Here is a 19,423-nt window from a genome sequence, read left to right on the forward strand (position 1 = left end):
CAATCAACCTCTCACCGCCTCAACGGGTCAAACCCAGGACTGGCCGGTGGGACGGCGCCGTCCGCGTCAGCCGGGGGCGCTGCCGGCCGCGCGGGCGGTGTTCCGTCGAGCCGTGCCCGGACGGCGGCCGCTTCGGAGACGCCAAGCTCGTCGAGGATCGTGAGCGCCTGCCGCCACGCACGCCCGGCCGCCTCCGGGGAGCCGGCCGCCTGGTGGGTGTCGCCCAGATGGACCAACATCTCCGCCTCGTTGTTCCGCTCACCGATCCGGCGGATGAGGGCCAGCGCGCGCCGGTAGGCGGTGACCGCTTCCCCATACTGCCGGAGCCCATGGTGGGCGAAGCCGATACTGTCCCAGGCCTGGGCCTGCCCGAGCCGGTCTCCGACCGCCCGCATCAGGTCGAGGGCGCGGGCGCAGGAGGCGAGCGCGACCTCGTAGTCGCCGAGCAACGCATGCTGCCAGCCCAGGCCGTTGTACGCGCGGGCCTGCCCGGGACGGTGACCGGCACGCTCGAAGAGTTCCAGCGCCCGCTGGGTGTGCTCCAACGCGGCCCGGTACTCACCGTTTCGCTCGCAGAGCAGGCTGAGGTGGAACCGTACGTAGCCCTCGTCGACGGGCCGGTCGGCGGTGGCGAAGTTCCTCAGGGCCCGGTTGAAGTGGATGCGGGCCCGGAATCTGCGGTTGTCGATGCTGCTGTAGGCGCGGCCGAGTCCGCGATGGGCGTGGCCCTGGGCCAGCGGGTCGCCGATCCGCCGCGCCGCGGCCAGTGCCACCCGTTGCAGGGCGGCCCACTGCTGGCGGGGCACCTGGCGGTACAGCATCGGCTCGCACGCCCACGTCAGTTGCCAGGCACGGGCGTGAAAGCCGGTGCGCGCGGCGCCGTGGATCGCCGCGACCAAGGTGGTTTCCTCGGCCGCATACCAGTCCAGTGCGGCGGCCTCGTCGCTGAGGGCGACCACGGTCACCCCTTCGTCGGGCGGCGGGATGGCGATGGTGTGACGCTGGGGGTCCAGCATCCGGCTGGCGGCGTAGGCGGTGTGGAGCAGATGGTCGAGGAGCCGACCCTGTGCCATCCGTCGACGCGCTTCGGGATCGGTGGCCCTGGCCAGCTCCATCGCGTAGGCGCGCAGCAGATCGTGCGTACGGTACCGGTCACGATGGGGCGCCGAGACGAGGTGCGCGCGGGCCAGTTCCGCCAGGGCCGGCCGGACCTGCCGCACGGGTACGCCCGCGAGGCTGGCGGCGGCGGCCACCGTGACGTCGGGACCAGGGTGCAGCCCCAGCGTCCGGAACAGGGTCGCGGCGATCGGGCTCAGCCGTCGATAGGACCAGGAGAAGGCGGTACGGACGTCGGCGCCGTCGGTACCGGTGGACAACGTGTCGAGCACCGCGGTGCCGGTCCGTAACTGCGCGGCGAGCGCGGCGAGTGGTTCGTCGGGGCGGTCGGCCGCGCTGGCGGCGGCGATGGCCACGGCCAGGGGTAGCCGGGCGCAGCGGTCGACGATCTCCGCCACGGCCGCCGGTTCCTCGGCTGCCCGGCCGGTGCCGAGTCGGGACGCGAACAGCTCCGCCGCGTCGGTGGGGGTCGGCAACTCCAGCCTGAGCGGCAGCGCGCCCTCGCCCACGACCAGGCCGGTCAACTGGTTGCGGCTGGTCACGAGAGCCATACAGGAGGGGCCGCCGGGCAGCAGCGGGCGGACCTGGCCCGGGTCGCGGGCGTTGTCCAGCACCACCAGCACTCGACGATCGGCCAGCAGGCTGCGGTAGAGCGCGACGCGCGTGGACAGGTCGTCCGGCAGCCGGTGGGGGTCGGCGCCCAGCGCGATGAGGAATCCCCGCAGGGCGTTCTCGGGGGAGACCTGGGTGCCGTTCGGGTCGAAGCCGCCCAGGTCGACGTGGAGCTGTCCGTCGGGGAACCGGCCGCCGGCCCGGTGCGCCCACCAGAGCGCGACCGTGGTCTTGCCGACACCGGCGGTACCGTCGATCACGACCACGGTGGCCGACCCGTCCGGCTTTCCGCAGCTTGCGGCGGCCCTGTCGAGCGTGGCCAGTTCGGCCGCCCGGCCCACCAGGTGTCGGGCGACCGGGGGGAGTTGCCGGGGCACCGGCCACCGGCGGGACGCCGTCGGCGGGCGGGAACCGGTGCCACCGGGCGGGGTACGCCTGCGCTGGAAGGCGTACTCCAGCATCGCGTACCGGGGTCGCCAGGTCTCCTCGACCCCGGTACGCAGGGACAACTGGGACAGCCGGTGGTGCGCCCGCGCGTGGTCGTGGAAGCACTCCACCAGGCGACGCACCACGTCCCAGTCGGGTGGCCGGCGGACCGTGCCGTTGAGGATCGCGCCCACCTGGCTCTTGCCGAGACCGACCCGGGCGCTCACCACCCGCAGGCTCGGTCCCTGCGCCTGCGTCCAGAGCAGACGCAGATCAGCGCAGAAGTGCCGGAGCAGCTCGTCCGGATCGTCGGCGGGCACGGGCGTAAACCTTCCGCTCGCTCGCTGGTGGGGTCGGCCGCTGGCTGTCCGGTGCTGTCCGGCCGGGGCGGTCGGCAGCGTGCATCCGACCGGCGGCATCACGGTACCGTGACGCGGCGCGTCCGCACTGGCCACTCACCGTCACCCGGATAGTCGACTCTGATGGCTCCCCGACGAGAGGGAGTAGGAATGACCCGAGGAAAGAGGAGAGCCCGGAGTCGGCCGGTGCGCGTCCTGCTGGCCGCCCTGCTGTCCATCGTGGTGGTGGTGCCCACCGGCGCTCGACCGGCGTACGCGATCGACTGGACCCAGGTGATCACCGCAGCGATCAGTGCGGTCAGCTCGTGGGCGAGCGCCGGTAACACTCAGGCCGCGATCCAGGAGGCGACCCGGCAGATCCTGACCGCGGTCAACTCGGCCCGCACCGAAATCCTGGCGCAGATCCAGACGATCGCGACGGCGCAGACCCGGGCCTGCGCCAACCATGCCGTGATCGAGTTCTTCGACATCGAGCGGATGACGCCGGACAACATGCAGCGGTTCGCCCAGGACGCCACCGGCTGCGCGGTGGCGATCGAGAGCATGATCTCCGCGCTGACCGACAAGGCGAGCGTGGACCAGCTCGGTTTCGCGATGAACATCGTGACGCCGATCGCCCTGGTGGCACGGGCCCGGACCGGCCTGACCACCGACGGGCTGAAGAACACCCTGCGCTCGGCCAACACCCAGCTGGTGCCGAAGCTCGCACCGCCGTCCTGCACCTTCTGGTCACCCAACTTCGACCCGGAGCTGCCGTTGCCCCGCAACGGTGACATCGTCAGCTACTACCTCTACTGCACGGCGTACAACAACGACCATGGGTATGCGTACACGGAGGTCGTCTGGCCCAACCGGCTCCCGGACAACGCCTTCGATCCGGCGATCGCAGACGCCACCAGAAATACCAGCCGGGCGATCGCCGTCGCGGTGTTGCCCATGCTGGGCGGCTGACCCAGGGGCGGCGGCCCCGGGCAGGGGCAGTCTCGTGCCGGGCACCTGTCACACCTGGCTCGTCGGTGTGGCAGGTGCCCCGTCGCTCGGGCTGTTGCCCGAGCAGATCGCGCAGGGGCCGGCACGGGGCGTGCTTGAGCGCGGCGACCCGCAGCGCGTGGGCGTCGTGCGTTCGCCGCCGACTCCCGCGTCGTGCACGCCTCCACGTCGGCTACCTGCTCCGCACCCTCTCAGTCCAGCAGGTCGACCTCCCAGTTCGCCCGCTGAACCAGCGTGTCGGCCTCGCGTAGCTGCCGGGCGGGGCCATCGGCCTGACGAGGTAGACCCGCCACCGGCAACGCCGGGGTCAGGCCGATGCCGCCGCACGGAACGAGCACCCTTACGGCGTCGTGCTGGTGGCGTACACGTCGAGAGCGAACCGCCGGTACCTGCGCCGACGCGGGATCGCCGCGACGATCCCGTCGAAGGCCGACCAGGATGCCAACCGACGTCGGAAGAGGTCGAAGGGCGGCCGGCCCCTGGCCTTCGAACCCGAGCGGTACAAGCTACGTCATGCAGTGGAGCGCGGCACCAACCGGCTCACACGCAACCGGGCCGTGGCGACCCGGGACGACGTCCAGAATGGGCAGCACTGAGCAGCGTGGCGGCTTGGTGCGATGTGATGGCCAAGGCCCGCGCCGCCGACCCCCGAGTGGGACAATGCGACGCGCGTCGCTCGACGTGCCCGGATGCGGAAGCAGATACTCGCCGGTCAGGCGGCACGCGCAGTCTGCAACGGATGCCAGCGCATAGCCGATTCAGGTTGTGATCGACACCGTTGCGGCCATCCGGCAGCCTCCCCGCGTCGTAGGGACCACAATTTCCACCGAACCGGTTTCCTGATCGTGCTCCGACCGGCTCAGGACTGCGAAGACACGGTCCGGTGCCGACCGGGTTTGGTCGGCACCGGGCGGGTCCCGCCAGGTTCAGGTGCGGGGGGCGAGGCGGCCCGCGCGGGTGGCGGCGACGAACCGGGTCCAGCTCGTCACGCCGAAGCTCAGCTCCGCGCCCTGCCGGTCCTTGCTGTCGCGTACGCCGACCGCGTCGACAAAGCCGGCCACCTCGACGCATTCACCGCTGCCGGACCGGGACGACGTGCGCCACACTCCGTCACGTCTCATGGGTCATCTCCTTCGCGATCGCCGTGATCAACTCACGGGAGTCATCGACATCGAGCGCCCGCTCGCCGAGCGAGCGCCAAACTTCCTCGTAGGTCCGGATCTCGTGCGGTTTGTCAAGGTAGACCGCGCCGCACGGACCGTCCATGTAGATCGTGGTCGGCTCCGGTTCCCGCACGTCGGTGGGGAAATCGAGCATGGTGAAGGTGCCCGTGTCGGTCGAGCGGAACAGCCCGGCGGCCAACGGAAGCACCCGGATCTTGATGTTGTGCTGTCGACCCGCCACCACCAGCGCGTCGAGTTGCCGGGCCATCGCCGCCCGGTCACGCAGCGGCCGACGTAGCACCGCCTCGCTGAGAATCACGTCGTAGTAGGGCGCGCGGGGCACCGCCCGAGCCAGCAGACGTTGTCTGCGCAGTCGAACATCTACCTTGACCTGCTGTTCCGCCTGGGACAGATCCGGATGGTTCGTCGCGATGACCTCAGTCATGTACTCGACCGTCTGCAACAGGCCGGGTACCAGGTCGGCCTCGTACTTTCGGATCTTTGTCGCGGCGGCCTCCAAGCCGACGTACAGCTTGAACCAGTCCTCGATCGCCTCGCCGTAGCTGTGCCACCAGCCGTGCGCCTTGGTCTCCCGGGCCAGCGACCGCATGGTCTGGATGGTTTCGTGGGTCGCGCCGTACACCCGGCACATGGCCTCCACGTCGTTCGGGTGCATGGGGACCTGGCCGGTTTCGTACCGCCAGATTCGCGGCGTCGACCATTCCAGTTCCTTCGCGGCGGCGACCACAGTTACGTGCGCGTTTTCGCGAAGTTCTCTCAAATACCTGCCGAGTTGCCTACGCGGGACGGTGCTTCCCGGGTCGTCCACGTCATCTCCTCTGCTGTTGTCGCGTAAGGCACCTCATCCCTTGATTCGCATTCTCGCGCAAAACATTGCGCCAGGCCAGTAGTGAAATGACCATCGTGGATGACCAGCCAATCCCCCTGGCAGGTCACGGCCGGAGCGGACGCCTCCCACGAACCTCATCCCGGCGTCCGCTCCGGCCCGCGACCATTCCACAGAGGAGGATCATGGATTCGATCGACGACGCCCTCGGCGAGATTCCGCTGCCTCCCTACATCACCGCCGAAGATGTCACATTCGCGCTCCGGGCGATAAACGTGCACGCCGCAGAACAATGGCCCGACGGCCCGCGCTGCCGCAACGACCGGGCACCCCACCCCTGCCGCCTGCACCGCTGGGGCCGCCGCATCCTCGCCATGCGCGGCCTCACCGATCAGCAGATCACCACGATGCTCGCCGAGCAGGAAGCCGCCCGCCCATGATCTACCTGTCCGGGGAGCGCCCACTCCCCCAGCACGCCCGCGCCGCCACCTTCGACACCCGTTGGCGCGGCCTCGACCCGGACCAGGTGTACGCCTACCTCAACCGGCTCGCCGACGAACTGGAACGCCTGCACCGCGAACTGACCACCGCCAACACCGAAGCCGAACGCATCCGCCAGGCACTGCGCCAGTGGCAGTCTCGCCAGGCCGCCCACCGCCACCACAGTCGCGGATCGCGATGAGCCCGCCCCGCTGGGTGATCCACCTACCCACCACGCTGACCAGCCTCGACGACGCGACCGCACTCGCCGTGGCCCTCCGTGACTCCCTGGGCCACCTGACGGTCATCGACTTCGGCGAAACCACCCTCAGCGAAGAAGACCACCAAAGCCGGCGTACCCGAGTCTGGTGCGACACCCCACTCGACGGCCCTTACCGCTGCCACCGCCCCGACGACCACCCGGGCACCTGCGCTCTCGACCGATCTTGACGCCCACTGCCGGACCAAGTCCATGATCTTGTGACCTACTTCTGCCCGTACGATTCGTACGAGTTGCACAATCGGACTTGTGAGTGAGCCCGCAGCCGAACTCTCGATCTCAGACGCCCGCGACAGCCTCGCGGATATCGTCTCCCGCGCTCACTACGCCGGGAGAATCACCTACGTGACCCGTCGGGGGCAACGCCTGGCCGCCATCGTGCCGGCCGAGGTCGTCGAGGCCATCGAGCGCGCCGAAGACGCCAGCAATGTCGCCGCCGCCCGCGAGGCTTTGACTCGCATTGACGCGGGCGACACCCCGATACCGCTGATCGACCTACGCGACGAGCTCGGCTTGTGACCAGCCCGAATCCACCCGCCTACACCGTCCAGGTCGACAGAGCCGCCGCCAAGCTGCTGCGCGGCCTTTACCTGCACCGGCCAGCGCCGCCGCCGTCTCGGACGCCGTCAACGCCACCGACAGACCCGACGGGTCGGAGTGGGTGACCGGGTTGTTGTGGGCGTACGTGAAGCCGTTGTTCTGTAGCGGGTCGGTCAGGGCCGCTGACCCTCAACCATCAGCTCGTCGCGGTCGAGACAGTTCGCCAGCTCCAACGGCCTACGAGTAAACGTCCTTGCGATGCCCGACATCGTGGATGGTGAGTTCGTCGTCGTCTAGCCGGTAAAGGACCCGGTAGTCACCGACGCGCAGACGACGCCCAGATCCGTCGCGCATCTCGGTCGAGTTCTGCGGCGCAGGATCGGCGACCAAGCCGAGGATCGCACTCAGGACGGTCAAGAAAACGTTGCGAGGTTGCTTGTGCAGCCAGACCAGCACGTCCCGGTCGATCTGAACCTTCACGCCGCCGCACCGCCGGCCCGGTCAGCCAGCAGCGCCTCCACCTCGCGAGGATCGACCCCAAGCGATTCCAAAGCTGCCGACAGCGGCACGAACTGACCCTCGGCACGGGAACGGGCGATCACCGCCGAGTCCCGGCGGTCCCGGAACGCCTCGATCTCCTCCCACTCGTCGATGCCGATCAGGACAGCCACGGGCCGCTCGTACTTGGTGATGATCACCGGCTCACCGGTGCGCTCGATCCCCTCCAGCACCCGACCCACGCCATCGCGAAACTCCCGCAGCGTAATCCTCGCCATGTACCGCACTGTACCACGCGGTACCATTCCAACGCCCACAGCATGCCTCCGCCGCCACCTTCGACACCCGCAGGCGACGCGGCCCATCCCGGCGACGGCCCGGGCACCCTGGACCGTCGAGTACCCGATCAGGCGGTTCGCGGCGCGTCACCAGTCTCCGGCCACGGTGGGTCGGGTGGCGTCCACGGCGGTGTGCCTGCCGATGAGGATCCTCGCCCCGGCACCCGGCGTAGGGCGTAACGGATGGCCCACGCGACGCCGACAACCATCACGACCACCGCGACGATCGGCACGACGGCCACCGCCGCACGTTGCGGAGGCCAACCGGTCAGCAGACGCAGCAGCAACGACAGCGGCACCATCGCCCCAGCGAGGATGCCCGCGACGCAGATCCGGCCGGCCACGGCCTGCGACGGCGCCGTGACGTTGGCGACGAGCACCGCGACGCCCGCCGGCACCGCCGTCATGCCCACGATCAGCGCAACCACGAGAACCGATCCCACCCCGTCGTCCGAGTTCGCGCCACGCAGTGCGTAGGGGACGTAGACACCGAGCGCCACGAGGCCGAGCGCGCCACCGACGGCGGCGAGTGGAATCACGAACCAGCCGTACCGCCGCGTCAGCAACGTGGCGCAGCCGGCAAGCACCACCATGCTTCCCACCGCGACCGAAAGCGGAACGGCGACCCGCCAGCCGACGATGACGGTCGCCTCCGCGACACCCGGGATCGGTGTCGCGGATTGCTGGTGCCGGAAGCTGTCACCGGCAAGCGTGCCGAAACCGATGCGCTCCCAGCGGCCGGCGGTGTCGCGGCGGGCGAAACCGTCCCGGCCGTTCGCCACCAGCACGACCACTCCACCGCCCGGCTGATCCCGGACCAGCAGTGCGCGGGACGACAGGTACTCCTGCACGTCACGCATACCGGGTATCGCCGTTGCCAGTCGCTGCCGAGCGTCCTCGTCGACCTGCCAGGCGACGCGCCAGTTGGCCCCACCGTCCCGGCTCTCCTGCACCGCCAGGCGGCGCGGCACGATCCGGAAGCAGTGCCCCGGATCCCGCGCCGAACAGTCCTCCCCCGACGCGGCCGGTGGCGGCTGCTTGGAGAACAGCTCGTAGCCGCCCTCCGGCAGCTCCGAGAACGTCGGTCCGTCGTCCGCGCCGACCCACCACGTGTAGGGCTCCCGGGAGTCGTGATAGGCGTTGCCGATGCCGGCCACGGCGACGTCCCGCCACTCGTACAGGGCGACAGCGTCGTCGTACCGGGGAGCGGAGGTGGCCGCGACACCCAGCCCGGCGATCGGCAGCACCACCAGCACCGCCACCATCCGCAGCCACCGCGCCAGACTCGGGCGGGCCACCGCCGAACACCACGTCCACCAGGCCAGGGCCAGCGCCGGCAACGCCAGCAGGTCCGTGCCGTCGGCCAGGATCACCGAAGGTCCGCTCACCACGCTCCACACCGCGGACGCCGTGGCCGCCCCCTCCGGAGTGGCCTTCACCGCCGTGAATCCCACTCCAACGACGAAAATCGAGACGGCCGCCAGCAGGTCGCTCGGCGTTCGGCCAGATCCGGGACCAGCAATCCTGACCGTACGCCGCAGCACCGGCAGTCGACCGCACCCGGCCAGCAGCAGCGCCAGCACGACGGCCAGCAACGGTGGCGCCATCACCAGCCCGGCGACGTCGCTGAGCTTTCCCGTCAACCAGCCGGGATAGACCGCCTTGAGCACCTGGTCGTTGAGGATCAACAGCGCGGTGGCCGCCACCGTCACCGGATGGATCAGCCAGGTCAGGAAGCTGTCCATCGCCTTGTCACTCGAACGGCCCACGCCTGGTCCATGCTGCGGTGACGTGCCCATGCTTCCCCCGTGATGCTGCGAGCGCCCGAGCCTTCACGGTCGCCCCTGCTGGTAACACTCCAGCCTCACCCGAGCCTCAAACCCGCATCCATGCCGATCTGTCCAGCACCTCGCGGACACCCCTGGCGCTCGTCCGGCAACACGGGTGACAGGACGGTTGCCGAAGGGGATCACGGGGAAATGGAGCGCGATGGGCGGTGCGTGGGAGCGGACGAAGCGGATCAGCAGTGGGGCTTTCCGCCCCGTCCGTGGCCGGGACCTGTCACTGCACGCCGCCGCGATCACGTTCTACGGGGCGATCGCCGTGGTGCCGGTGGCGCTGCTGGCGATCTGGCTCACCTCGCTGCTGGCGGGGGCGTCCCAGGTCCGCCGGCTCACCGGGTACGCGGTGGAGGCGCTGCCGGACGCGATCGGTGCGCCGCACGCGGTGGCCGTGCTGGTCGAGGCCGGGGTCGGGCTGACGCCGTGGCTGGCCCTGGCCTCGCTGCTGCCGGCGTCGCTGTACGGCGAGGGGCTGCGCCGGGCGTTCGTGTCGGTCGCCGCGCCCCGTTCCGACGAACACCTCGTCGGCTGGCGGGGCCGGTTGCTGCTGCTGCCGCTGCTGGCACCGGCCCCGGCGCTGTTGCTGTCGATCCTGCTGGCCCTGCCGACCACCACCGGGCTGGTCCGGCGCGGTGGTTGGGCCGGTGTGCTGGGTGTGGTGCTGTCGTTCCTGGCGGTGTGGCTGGTGCTCACGCCGGTGCTGATGTGGGTCTTCCGGGTGGTCGGACCGGCGTCGCCGGACTGGCTCGCCACGCTGGGGATGGGCTCCTTCACCGCGGCGAACCTGTCCGGCTTCCTGCACGGTTTCGTGCTCTTCGCCTCGTTGCCACTCGACCTGGGCGTGCCCTTCGGTGGGCTCGACGAGGTGGGTGCCGCCGTGGCGATCCTGCTCTGGCTCTACCTGTTCCACGTGATCGTGCTGGCCGGTTACTCCGCCACGCTGGCCCTGTCCGCCTGGCGTCAGCGGCGGAAGGGGCCGGTGACCTCGTAGGTGATGCCGCCGGAGCCGGTCGAGTTGCCGCTGGTGCCGCGCTGGGAGGAGAAGTAGAGGCGGGAGCCGTCGGGGCTGAACGCGGGACCGGTGATCTCCGAGGAGGACTGGCCGTCGATCCGCAGGAACGGGGCGACCACGCCGGCCGGGGTGATCACGCAGACCTCCATGTTGCCGCCGTCCTCGGCCACGTAGAGGTCCCCGCCCGCGGTACCGGTGATGTTGTCGACGCCGGTCAGCGGCGCGGTGCCGGCCGGCACCAGCGAGTCGTCGTACGCCAGGTCGATGCGCTGGTTGACCGCGTCGTACGCCCACACCCGGTTGTCGCCCTTGGTGGTGAACCAGCAGGTGCCCCGGTCGTACCAGCAGCCCTCGCCACCGTCGAAGTGCTTCGCCGCGCCGACCTGGAAGCGGGTCGGGATCGGGAAACCGTCCCGGTCCGGAATGTTCTGCCAGGTCACCGGGCCGGAGGTGGCGTTGGCCGGCGCGCACAGCACCTGCACCTGACCGGTGCGCAGATCCCCCCAGGTGTCGGGGACGAAGCGGTAGAAGCAGCCGTCGCTCTCGTCCTCGGTCAGGTAGATCACCCGCCGGTCCGGGTCGCAGGCCGCCGCCTCGTGGGTGAACCGGCCCATCCGGGTACGCTCCTCGGCGCCGCGGCTGCCGTCGGGCCAGGTCTCGAAGACCCGCCCCAGCGGCACCTCCTCGCAGGACAGCCAGGTGCCCCACGGGGTGGCCCCACCGGCGCAGTTGACGTTGGTGCCGCCGAGGATGCGGTACGCGGTGGCGATCGACCCGTCGGCGCGGAACCGCACCGCGGAGGCCCCACCGATCAGCGGCACCTCCGAGTTCGAGACGTAGATCCACCCGTCACCGGCCGGGAAACAGGCACCACCGTCCGGCGCCCAGTGCCAGACGTACGAGGTGCCGGCGACCCGCTGACCCGAGCGGGCGATGACCCGGCTGCTGAAGCCGGCGGGCAGGTGGATGCCGTTGGCGTCGGCGGCCAGCAGGCCCCCGTACGGGCCGGGGCCGGGTTGGGCGGGTGCGGCCAGCGCGGCACCGGCCCAGAGGCTGCCGGAGAAGGCGGCGGCACCGCCGGCGACGGTGGCACGCAGCACGGTACGACGATCCATCAGGGGAACCTCCCAGGGGTGGCGGGGGCGGGCCCCACCCACGCTAGGTACCCCACCCCATCGACAAAACCCACTCCCCCATGAACACCAACCAAACCCTCAACCCCTGTTGATCATGAGGTTGGCGGCACTCCCGGAGATCGACAGCGCCGCCAACCTCATGATCAACAGGCGTGCGGCGGGGTGGGGAGGGGTTAGGGTGCGGGGATGGTGGGTGGTGGGATGCCCGGGCGGGCTGACGTGGTGGTCGTGGGGGCGGGGCACAACGGGTTGGTGTCGGCGATCCTGCTGGCGCGGGCCGGGCTGGACGTGCTGGTGCTGGAGGCCGCCGAGGTGATCGGTGGGGCGACGCGCACCGAGAACCCGTTCCCGAAGGTGCCCGAACTGCGTCACTCCACCGGGTCGTACCTGCTCGGGCTGATGCCGCCGGAGCTGCTGGCCGCGCTCGACGCCCGCATCCCGGTGCTGCGCCGCGACCCGCACTACTTCCTGCCCACCCCCGGCGGGGTCGGCTCCCCGTACCTGCTCTTCGGCACCGACCCGGAGGCCACCCGGGCGCAGCTCGCCGAGTTCTTCTCCCCCGCCGACGCCGCCGCCGACGAGGCGTTGCAGGCCGAGCTGGCCGCATTGCGCGAGGACCTCGCCCCGGCCTGGCTGGCCGAACCGCTCGGCGTCGAGGAGACCGCCGACCGCTACGTCCGCCCCGCGTTGCGCCAGGTCTTCGTCGACCTGGTACGCGGCTCCGTCGCCGACTACCTGGCCCGCTTCGACTTCCGCTCCGAGCTGCTGGTCAGCATGTACGCGGTCACCGACGGCCTGTCCGGGCTCAACGCCGGCCCCGACGACCCCGGCACCGGGCACAACTTCCTGGTGCACAACATGTGCCGGCTGCCCGGTTCGGGCGGCACCTGGATGATCGCCGAAGGCGGCATGGGTACCGTCTCGCGGATCTTCGCCGACGCGGCCCGGGCCTCCGGCGCGCGGATCGTCACGGGTGCCCCGGTCGCCGCGATCACCCTCGACGGAGGTGCCGCCCGGAGCGTGGTGCTCGCCGACGGCCGCCAGGTCGACGCCGAGGTGGTGCTCGGCGCCTGCGACCCGTACCGGCTGATGGAGCTGCTGCCCGACGGCGCGCTGCCGACCACGCTCAGCGAACGGATGGCGGCGGTCCGGCGCACCGGCAGCACCCTCAAGCTGAACCTGGCGCTGCGCGGGCTGCCCCGCTTCTCCTGCCTGCCCGAGGGCGCACCGAGCCCGTTCGGCTCCACCATCCACCTGCTGCCCGGCTCGGCGACGCTGGCCGGCGGCACCGGCGAGTCACCGATGGCGGCGCTGCGCGCCATGTGGGCCGACGTGCGGGCCGGGCAACTGCCGGCGGAGCCGACGATCGAGTGGTACCTGCACACCACCGTCGACCCGTCGCTGGCCGACCCGGCCGGGCACCACTCGTCGGCGCTGTTCGTCCAGTCGGTGCCGTACGAGTTGGCCGGCACCAACTGGGACGCCGAACTGCCCGGTTACGTCGACAAGCTGATCGGAATCTGCGAGCGCTACGCGCCCGGCACCGGCGACCTGATCGCCGACGCGGTGCCGCTGCCGCCACCCGGCATCGAGACGCACTTCGGCATCACCGGAGGCCACATCCACCACGTCGACAACACCGTCTCGTTCGCCGACCGGATGCCCTACGCCACCGGCGTCGACGGGGTGTACGCGGGCAGCGCCGGCTGCCACCCGGCCGGCAGCGTCATCGGTGCCGCCGGCCACAACGCCGCCCAGCGCATCCTCGCCGACCTCGGTCGGTAGGCGAGGCGTCGGCGTCCCCGGCCGGGGACGCCGAGGCGGACGGGCTCAGCTCGCCGGTGGGGCGGCCTCCGCGACCGCGACCTCCTCGCCGACCCGGTGGGCGCGGACCTTGTGGCCGACGCTGGTCAGGCAGCGCCCGCTGGGCAGGTCGAACCGCCAGCCGTGCAGCTGACAGGTGAGCTGGTCGCCGTCGACGATGCCGAACCGGCTCAGGTCCGCCTTCAGGTGCGGGCAGCGCCGCTGCACCACCCAGTCGCCGAGGGTGATGTCCTCGGCGTCGACGGCCCGCTCGTGCTCGTCGTACCAGCCCTCGGCGTACTGGAGGCGCTCGGTGGACAGGCACTTGAAGAAGGCGTAGACGAACTCGTTGTACTGCCCGATCCGGGCGGCCGAGAAGCGGCAGGACAGGAAGAGCGAGTTGACCCAGTCGACCTCGCCGATGTGCAGCAGGTGCTCCACCAGCGCCCGCTCGGTACGGAACCGGTAGCGCACCTTCTCGTCGGCGTACGGCCGCACCTGCTTGCCCGGGAAGTCGACCACGATGGATTCGATGCTCTCACCGTCGTAGCCGACCAGGTCGAAGCGGACCGGACCGCCGACCCCCTTGGCCAGGTAGATCGACTCGTCGAGCAGCGGTTCGACGCGCCGCTTCAGCTCCTTGAGCACGTCGACCTCGGGGTGCCGCCAGGACGCCTTCTCCGCCTCGATGATCGGCCGCTTGCGTTTGCGCATCTCCTCCAGGTGGGCGACCTTGTTGGCGAAGAACTCCTCCACCGGCACCGGGTGGGTGGTCGTGGCCCCGGTGGTGGTGACCTCGGTGACGCTGCCGGGCAGCAGCACGATGCCGTTGGTGCCGCCGACCTTGGCGTACTCGGACAGGAAGACCGACTGGTCGGGGAAGATGTTCCCCTCGTCGCCGAAGATGTCGTTGAACTGCCAGAGCTCGTCGTCGAGGAAGCACGGCGGGCCGGCGATCGGGAAGACGTGGTCGGCCTTCAGATCGTCGATGTAGCGCCAGGTGCGGTCGAACTGCCGGTCCCGCTTCTGCTTGCCGAACGCGGTCTTCGCCGCGCTGGGCAGCTCGTAGACCATCGGATACCAGATGGCGCCGGAGAACTGCAGCAGGTGCGCGTGCACGTGACCCAGCTCGGCGAAGGTGCTCAGGTCGGTCGGGCGGGCGTCGTTCTGGTTGAGCAGCCGGACGCCGTCGTACTCCACCCAGAGCGAGGAGTCACCGATCGGACCGTCGGTCGGGCTGGTCAACGCCTGGATCATGATCTTCAGGCCGCCGTCCAGCTCGACGACCTCCTCGTTGCGGGTCTTCAGGAACTTCGTGAAGCCCAGCGCGCGGAACTCGTCCTCCATCTCGGAGGTGGGGAACTCGGGCAGCAGCACGGTCGCCTTCTTCGACACGTACCGCTTGAGGTGCGCCGCGTCGAAGTGGTCCCGGTGCAGGTGGGACACGTACAGGTAGTCGACGTCGCCGAGGGCCTCCCAGTCGAGCTGGGAGTTGTCGGGGAACGGGAACCAGGAGGCGAAGTAGGCCGGATTGACCCACGGGTCGCACAGGATGCTGCCCGCGGCCGTGTCGATCCGCATGCTCGCGTGCCCCGTACCGGTCACTCGCACCGCAGTTCCCCCTCAAAACGACAATCAAGGTGTACGCCCCAGAACGCTACCGGAGGCAGTCTGGTCGTCGCCCCGCGACGCCGGTAGTGCCCTTCCACCCACCGGAGCGGGGCCCATCGGCCCTGGCCGGAAACCGTCCCGAGGGACGTGCCAGACTAGCCGGAGATCCGTTCGCGAGGAAGGACCGACAGTGGCAGGCAGCGAGCCGGTAACGTCGCCAGACCAGCACAAGCCCGGGCACCGTAAGGCCGGGCGGATCGGCGCGGTGCTCACCGCGTTCGCGCTGCTGGCCATGCTCTGCGGCAACCACGAAGGCCGGGTCGAGAACCTCTGGCTGATCGGTCTGGCCGCGCTGCTGCTGCTCATCGTGATCGGTGACGTGGTGCTGCGCCGCAACGGCCTGCGCTCCTGACGATTCCGGCGACCCGCGACCGTCCGCGGCTGAGCGACCGGACCGCACGCGTTCCGCGGCACCCGTTACCCGGAGACGTCGGACGACCTCGGCCCACCGCCGTCACCCGCCCGAACGAGCGAACGGGCCCGGCTCCGGTCTCCGGAGGAGGGCCCGTCCGCGTTGGTGCCGCTCAGCGGCCGAAGAGGATGTCCTGCACGTTCTTCAGCGCGGCGTCGACCTCGGCCTCGAAGTAGCCGCCCTGCACCAGTCCGAAGCGCAGCGTGTCCAGATCCTTCGGGTTCACCGGCATCTGGTTGCGCCCGGCCATCCCGCCGAGCAGCGACTCGAAGAACCGGTCCACCTGGTCCGGGTCGTACCCGCTGCCGAAGCGACGGACCTGGAAGCTGCGGCGGATCTGGTCCACCCGGTAGAGGTCGCTGCCGGGCGGGCCGGCCATCGGTGGCCCACCCATCGAGGGACCGGCCATCGCGGGCGGACCGCCCATTGCCGGGGGGCCGCCCATCGGAGGGCCGCCGAGCGCCTGCTGCGGCAGGCCGGGAGGCCCGGCCGGGCCGCGCCGCGGGTCCCGGTCCGGCAGCCTGATCTCGGCGGTCATGTCGGTACGGCCGTGCCGACCCGCCTCGAACCCGTCGAAGCGCTGGTCGTCCGGGGGGCCGTAGCCACCGGGGCCGTCCGGCGGACCGTAGCCGCCCGGCGCGTCCGGCTGACCGTAGCCGCCGGGGCCGGCGGGCAGACCACGCGGCGGGGGCCCGCCGTGGCCCATGCCGCCGGGCGGGCCCATCGGCGCACCCGGACCCATCGGCGCGGCCGCCCCGCGCGGGCCGTCGTAGCCACCCCGGGGTGCGTTGTCGTACCCGCCGGCGAAGGCACCCGTCGGCTCGTCGTAGCGGCCGTAGGGAGGCCCGGCCTGTGCCGGCATCGCCCGGGGTGGCATCGGCGGCTGCGGCACCGGGGACATGCCGCGGTCCTCCCGCATGCCGGGGCCCATCCGGTCCATCGGGCCCATCCGGCCGTCGCCGCGACCGGACATGCCGCCGCGCTCCTCCAACTCCGCCAGCTGCCGTTCGACCCGGTCGAGGTGCAGGTCCACCTGCCACTCGTCATAGCCGTTGAAACGAACCCGGAAGACGACGTCGTGGACTTCCTGCGAGGCCACCGGCGCTCCGACCGGCTGCCCGGCGAGTGTCGCCTCGACCCGGTCCAGGAAGGCGTCCACCTCGTCAACCTTGTATCCCCGGCGGAGCGCCTTACGCCGGAAACGCTGACCCTGACTCGCCACTATGTCTCCTGGTCTCGTTCGCCACGCCCGGTCACTCCGTCATCTCCCCGGCCGGGTCGGTGCCACTGTCCTCCGCGGCGGCCAGCTGCCCACATGCCCCGTCGATCTCGCGACCTCGGGTGTCCCGCACCGTGGTGGACACCCCGGCGTCGCGCAACCGCCGGACGAACTCCCGCTCGACCGGCTTCGGGCTGGCGTCCCAGCGGCTGCCCGGAGTCGGGTTCAGCGGGATCAGGTTCACGTGGGCCAACTTGCCGGCCAGCAGCCGGCCGAGCAGGTCAGCTCGCCACGGCTGGTCGTTCACGTCCTTGATCATCGCGTACTCGATCGACACACGACGGCCCGTGCGGGCCGCATAGGCCCAGGCTGCGTCCAGCACCTCGCACACCTTCCAGCGCTGGTTGACCGGCACGAGTTCGTCGCGCAGCTCATCATCGGGGGCATGCAGCGACAACGCAAGAGTCACCGAGAGGTCTTCGCTGGCCAGTCGGTGGATGGCCGGGACCAGCCCGACCGTGGAAACGGTGATGTGCCGCTGCGACAGACCGAGCCCCTCGGGCGCCGGCGCGACCAGGCGACGGATCGCGCCGATCACCCGGTTGTAGTTCGCCAGCGGCTCACCCATCCCCATGAAGACCACGTGCGACAGCCTCGGCGGCGACCCGGCGACCTTGCCGGCGGCGGCCACGCCCGCCAGGTACACCGCCTGGTCGACGATCTCGGCGGTGGACAGGTTGCGGGTCAGGCCGGCCTGACCGGTCGCGCAGAACGGGCACGCCATGCCACATCCGGCCTGGCTGGAGATGCACACGGTGACCCGGTCCGGGTAGCCCATCAGCACGCTCTCCACCAGCGAGCCGTCGTGCAGCCGCCACAACGCCTTGCGGGTCGCGCCGTCGTCGCAGGCCAGCTCGCGTACCGGGGTGAGCAGCCGGGGCAGCAGCTGGTCGGCCAGGCGGTCGCGGGACGACGCCGGCAGGTCGGTCATCTGCGCGGGGTCGCGTACCAGCCGGCCGAAGTAGTGGGTGGAGATCTGTCGGGCCCGGAACGCCGACTCGCCCAGCTTCGTGACCAGGTCCTTGCGGCCGGCGAGGTCGAGGTCGGCGAGGTGTTGCGGTGGCATCGCCGCCCGGCGCGCGCCAGGCGCGTCCGGGTCGACCGGGATCAGGGGAAGACTCGTCATGGCACGTCCAGTCTGGCACGCCCGGCTCGGAACACACCCCTGCGGAGGCGCCGGATCCGCTCCCGCATGGTCCGCCTCCTGGTCCCGCCGACGTCGGCCATGCCTCAGTTCACCGCCGGAACGAACACCACGAGCAGCAGGTACGCCGTGGGCACCGCGAACAGGACGGAGTCGAGCCGGTCCATCAGGCCGCCGTGCCCGGGCAGCAGGTTGCTCATGTCCTTCACGCCGAGATCTCGCTTGATCATCGACTCGGCGAGGTCACCGAGGACCGCGGCGCCCGAGACCGCCACCCCGAACACGGCACCCCACCAGGGCGCCACGTCGAACAACAGCCAGAGCAGCACCGCACTGCCCAGGGCCGCCGCACCGACCGAGCCGGCGAAGCCCTCCCAGGACTTCTTCGGGCTGATCGTCGGCGCCATCGGCCGTTTACCGAAGTTGGCGCCGGCCGCGTACCCCCCGGTGTCGGAGAGCACCACCGCGACCAGCGTCACCAGCACCCGCAGCGCACCGTCACCGGGAGACGACGCGAGCAGGGCGGCGAAGCCGCCGAGAAAGGGCACGTACACCGAGATCAGGGTCGCCGCGGTCATGTCCCGACGGAGGTTGGCCGTACCGTCGCCGAGCCGCCAGACCAGGGTGCCCGCCACGGTGACCAGCAGGCCGAGCAGGAGCGCGTCCAGCCCGGCGAACCAGGCCAGGGTCACGGTGAGCACCCCACCGGCGACCAGCGGCACCAGCGGCACCTCGGCGCCGCCACGGCGTACCGCGCGGGACATCTCCCAGATGCCGACGCCGAATGCCGCGACGAGCACCAGCAGGAACGCCGGGGTGTAGAGGAACAGGGGCAGCAGCACCGCCGCACCCAGGCACACCCCGACCGAGATGGCCGCCGGCAGGTTCCGCCCGGCCCGGCTCGCGCCCTGCTGGGTGGCCGGCCGACCGGCACCGGCCCGACGCCGGCCCCGGTGGCGCCGACCCGGACCGTCCGTCCCGTCGGGCTCTGGCGTCCCGAGGTCCGCGTTCCCCGGCGGGACGGCGGCGAGCTGGGTGGGCGGCGCGTCGTCGTGCTCCCGCACGGGCGTCAACTGGGTGGTGGGTGCCTCGTCGTGGTCCCGGCCGGCACCGACCCGCACCGGCGCGATCTGTGCGGTGGGTGCGTCACCGTGGTCCAGGTCGCGGGGTGCGCCGTGTCCGTTCGGTGGCTGGTCCCAGCCGCCGGGTCCACGCCCGTTGCGGTTCTCCGGGGCGGGCCGGTCGCCGCCGTACCGGCCCCGGCCCCACGGGCCGGGTTCGACGTCCGGGTCCGGCCAGGGCAGCGAGGTGGGTCGGTCCGGGCGATCCCAGTCACGGGCCTCGGCGCCGCCGTAGGGGTCGAGGTGGGCCATCACGCACCAGGGGGGAGCGGTACGAGATCCACCACTTGACGCACAGCCACTACCATCCCCTACCCGCGCGAGACGCTCCGTCTATGTGCCGGCCTGTCGGCTG

20 protein-coding genes are annotated in these 19,423 nt (G+C 71.1%); 8 read left to right on the forward strand and 12 right to left on the reverse strand.

The window, feature by feature from the left end; genetic code table 11:
* Positions 1-11 precede the first annotated feature (11 nt).
* Positions 12-2,474: an ATP-binding protein gene (locus O7605_RS12610; RefSeq protein WP_269739364.1), complete on the reverse strand. Its 2,463-nt coding sequence runs from the start codon at positions 2,472-2,474 to the stop codon at positions 12-14.
* 225 nt (positions 2,475-2,699) lie between these two features.
* Here O7605_RS12610 and O7605_RS12615 point away from each other — a divergent pair, with 225 nt between their 5' ends.
* A complete protein-coding gene (locus O7605_RS12615) occupies positions 2,700-3,464 on the forward strand; it encodes a hypothetical protein (protein ID WP_269739365.1) in 765 nt (254 codons plus the stop codon).
* 230 nt (positions 3,465-3,694) lie between these two features.
* Here O7605_RS12615 and O7605_RS12620 read toward each other — a convergent pair whose 3' ends face one another.
* The 3 genes from O7605_RS12620 to O7605_RS12635 all read right to left on the reverse strand — a co-directional run bounded on the left by O7605_RS12620 (position 3,695) and on the right by O7605_RS12635 (position 5,495).
* Positions 3,695-3,841 carry a DIP1984 family protein gene (locus tag O7605_RS12620; RefSeq protein ID WP_269739366.1) on the reverse strand — a complete coding sequence of 49 codons (147 nt, stop codon included), beginning with the start codon at positions 3,839-3,841 and terminating at the stop codon, positions 3,695-3,697.
* 588 nt (positions 3,842-4,429) lie between these two features.
* Complete coding sequence (locus tag O7605_RS12630) at positions 4,430-4,609, reverse strand: DUF397 domain-containing protein (protein WP_269742617.1); 180 nt, start codon at positions 4,607-4,609, stop codon at positions 4,430-4,432.
* 4 nt (positions 4,610-4,613) lie between these two features.
* Complete coding sequence (locus O7605_RS12635) at positions 4,614-5,495, reverse strand: helix-turn-helix domain-containing protein (RefSeq protein WP_269739367.1); 882 nt, start codon at positions 5,493-5,495, stop codon at positions 4,614-4,616.
* 203 nt (positions 5,496-5,698) lie between these two features.
* Between O7605_RS12635 and O7605_RS12640 the strand changes: the two genes are divergently transcribed.
* From O7605_RS12640 to O7605_RS12655, 4 genes are all read left to right on the forward strand, one after another.
* Entirely contained in the window at positions 5,699-5,953 is a 255-nt protein-coding gene (locus O7605_RS12640; RefSeq protein WP_269739368.1) for a hypothetical protein, read from the forward strand.
* Positions 5,950-6,195, forward strand: coding sequence for a DivIVA domain-containing protein (locus O7605_RS12645; RefSeq protein ID WP_269739369.1), 246 nt, complete (start codon positions 5,950-5,952; stop codon positions 6,193-6,195). The genes O7605_RS12640 and O7605_RS12645 overlap by 4 nt, the downstream gene beginning before the upstream one ends.
* Positions 6,192-6,443 carry a hypothetical protein gene (locus O7605_RS12650; protein WP_269739370.1) on the forward strand — a complete coding sequence of 84 codons (252 nt, stop codon included), beginning with the start codon at positions 6,192-6,194 and terminating at the stop codon, positions 6,441-6,443. The genes O7605_RS12645 and O7605_RS12650 overlap by 4 nt, the downstream gene beginning before the upstream one ends.
* Before the next feature lie 79 nt (positions 6,444-6,522).
* A complete protein-coding gene (locus tag O7605_RS12655; RefSeq protein ID WP_269739371.1) occupies positions 6,523-6,792 on the forward strand; it encodes a type II toxin-antitoxin system prevent-host-death family antitoxin in 270 nt (89 codons plus the stop codon).
* A gap of 258 nt (positions 6,793-7,050) precedes the next feature.
* Here the strand turns inward: O7605_RS12655 and O7605_RS12660 are convergent, their stop codons facing one another.
* The 3 genes from O7605_RS12660 to O7605_RS12670 all read right to left on the reverse strand — a co-directional run bounded on the left by O7605_RS12660 (position 7,051) and on the right by O7605_RS12670 (position 9,418).
* The gene (locus O7605_RS12660; RefSeq protein WP_269739372.1) at positions 7,051-7,293 is read right to left on the reverse strand and encodes a type II toxin-antitoxin system RelE family toxin; all 243 of its coding nucleotides are present in this window, start codon (positions 7,291-7,293) and stop codon (positions 7,051-7,053) included.
* Positions 7,290-7,589: a type II toxin-antitoxin system Phd/YefM family antitoxin gene (locus tag O7605_RS12665; RefSeq protein WP_102661059.1), complete on the reverse strand. Its 300-nt coding sequence runs from the start codon at positions 7,587-7,589 to the stop codon at positions 7,290-7,292. The genes O7605_RS12660 and O7605_RS12665 overlap by 4 nt, the downstream gene beginning before the upstream one ends.
* Positions 7,590-7,717: 128 nt before the next feature.
* Positions 7,718-9,418, reverse strand: coding sequence for a hypothetical protein (locus O7605_RS12670; protein ID WP_269739373.1), 1,701 nt, complete (start codon positions 9,416-9,418; stop codon positions 7,718-7,720).
* A 220-nt stretch (positions 9,419-9,638) separates the two neighbouring features.
* Between O7605_RS12670 and O7605_RS12675 the strand changes: the two genes are divergently transcribed.
* Entirely contained in the window at positions 9,639-10,481 is an 843-nt protein-coding gene (locus tag O7605_RS12675; RefSeq protein ID WP_269739374.1) for a YhjD/YihY/BrkB family envelope integrity protein, read from the forward strand.
* Here O7605_RS12675 and O7605_RS12680 read toward each other — a convergent pair.
* Entirely contained in the window at positions 10,451-11,617 is a 1,167-nt protein-coding gene (locus O7605_RS12680) for an alkaline phosphatase PhoX (protein WP_269739375.1), read from the reverse strand. The genes O7605_RS12675 and O7605_RS12680 overlap by 31 nt on opposite strands.
* A 222-nt stretch (positions 11,618-11,839) precedes the next feature.
* Between O7605_RS12680 and O7605_RS12685 the strand changes: the two genes are divergently transcribed.
* Positions 11,840-13,423, forward strand: a complete 1,584-nt coding sequence (locus tag O7605_RS12685; protein WP_269739376.1) for a phytoene desaturase family protein — start codon at positions 11,840-11,842, stop codon at positions 13,421-13,423.
* A gap of 45 nt (positions 13,424-13,468) precedes the next feature.
* Here O7605_RS12685 and O7605_RS12690 read toward each other — a convergent pair whose 3' ends face one another.
* Positions 13,469-15,052, reverse strand: coding sequence for a Rieske 2Fe-2S domain-containing protein (locus O7605_RS12690; protein ID WP_269739377.1), 1,584 nt, complete (start codon positions 15,050-15,052; stop codon positions 13,469-13,471).
* Between the two features lie 190 nt (positions 15,053-15,242).
* Here O7605_RS12690 and O7605_RS12695 point away from each other — a divergent pair, with 190 nt between their 5' ends.
* Positions 15,243-15,464, forward strand: coding sequence for a DUF2631 domain-containing protein (locus O7605_RS12695; RefSeq protein ID WP_093401678.1), 222 nt, complete (start codon positions 15,243-15,245; stop codon positions 15,462-15,464).
* Between the two features lie 172 nt (positions 15,465-15,636).
* Here the strand turns inward: O7605_RS12695 and O7605_RS12700 are convergent, their stop codons facing one another.
* From O7605_RS12700 to O7605_RS12710, 3 genes are all read right to left on the reverse strand, one after another.
* On the reverse strand, positions 15,637-16,746 hold the full coding sequence (locus O7605_RS12700; RefSeq protein ID WP_269739378.1) for a DivIVA domain-containing protein: 1,110 nt from the start codon (positions 16,744-16,746) through the stop codon (positions 15,637-15,639).
* A gap of 31 nt (positions 16,747-16,777) precedes the next feature.
* Positions 16,778-17,929, reverse strand: coding sequence for a 23S rRNA (adenine(2503)-C(2))-methyltransferase RlmN (gene rlmN / locus O7605_RS12705; RefSeq protein ID WP_269739379.1), 1,152 nt, complete (start codon positions 17,927-17,929; stop codon positions 16,778-16,780).
* Positions 17,930-18,033: 104 nt separating this feature from the next.
* Positions 18,034-19,320, reverse strand: a complete 1,287-nt coding sequence (locus tag O7605_RS12710; protein ID WP_269739380.1) for a phosphatidate cytidylyltransferase — start codon at positions 19,318-19,320, stop codon at positions 18,034-18,036.
* Between the last annotated feature and the right edge of the window lie 103 nt (positions 19,321-19,423).

Source organism: Verrucosispora sp. WMMA2121, assembly GCF_027460185.1.
Taxonomy (GTDB): Bacteria; Actinomycetota; Actinomycetes; order Mycobacteriales; family Micromonosporaceae; genus Micromonospora; species Micromonospora palythoicola.

Excerpts from the sequence above, each read along its gene's own strand:
- O7605_RS12675 (WP_269739374.1), top strand. The coding sequence starts at position 9,639 with ATGGGCGGTGCGTGGGAGCGGACGAAGCGGATCAGCAGTGGGGCTTTC.
- O7605_RS12645 (WP_269739369.1), top strand. The coding sequence starts at position 5,950 with ATGATCTACCTGTCCGGGGAGCGCCCACTCCCCCAGCACGCCCGCGCC.
- O7605_RS12640 (WP_269739368.1), top strand. The coding sequence starts at position 5,699 with ATGGATTCGATCGACGACGCCCTCGGCGAGATTCCGCTGCCTCCCTAC.
- rlmN (WP_269739379.1), bottom strand. The coding sequence starts at position 17,929 with ATGACGAGTCTTCCCCTGATCCCGGTCGACCCGGACGCGCCTGGCGCG.
- O7605_RS12650 (WP_269739370.1), top strand. The coding sequence starts at position 6,192 with ATGAGCCCGCCCCGCTGGGTGATCCACCTACCCACCACGCTGACCAGC.
- O7605_RS12710 (WP_269739380.1), bottom strand. The coding sequence starts at position 19,320 with ATGGCCCACCTCGACCCCTACGGCGGCGCCGAGGCCCGTGACTGGGAT.
- O7605_RS12685 (WP_269739376.1), top strand. The coding sequence starts at position 11,840 with ATGCCCGGGCGGGCTGACGTGGTGGTCGTGGGGGCGGGGCACAACGGG.
- O7605_RS12680 (WP_269739375.1), bottom strand. The coding sequence starts at position 11,617 with ATGGATCGTCGTACCGTGCTGCGTGCCACCGTCGCCGGCGGTGCCGCC.
- O7605_RS12665 (WP_102661059.1), bottom strand. The coding sequence starts at position 7,589 with ATGGCGAGGATTACGCTGCGGGAGTTTCGCGATGGCGTGGGTCGGGTG.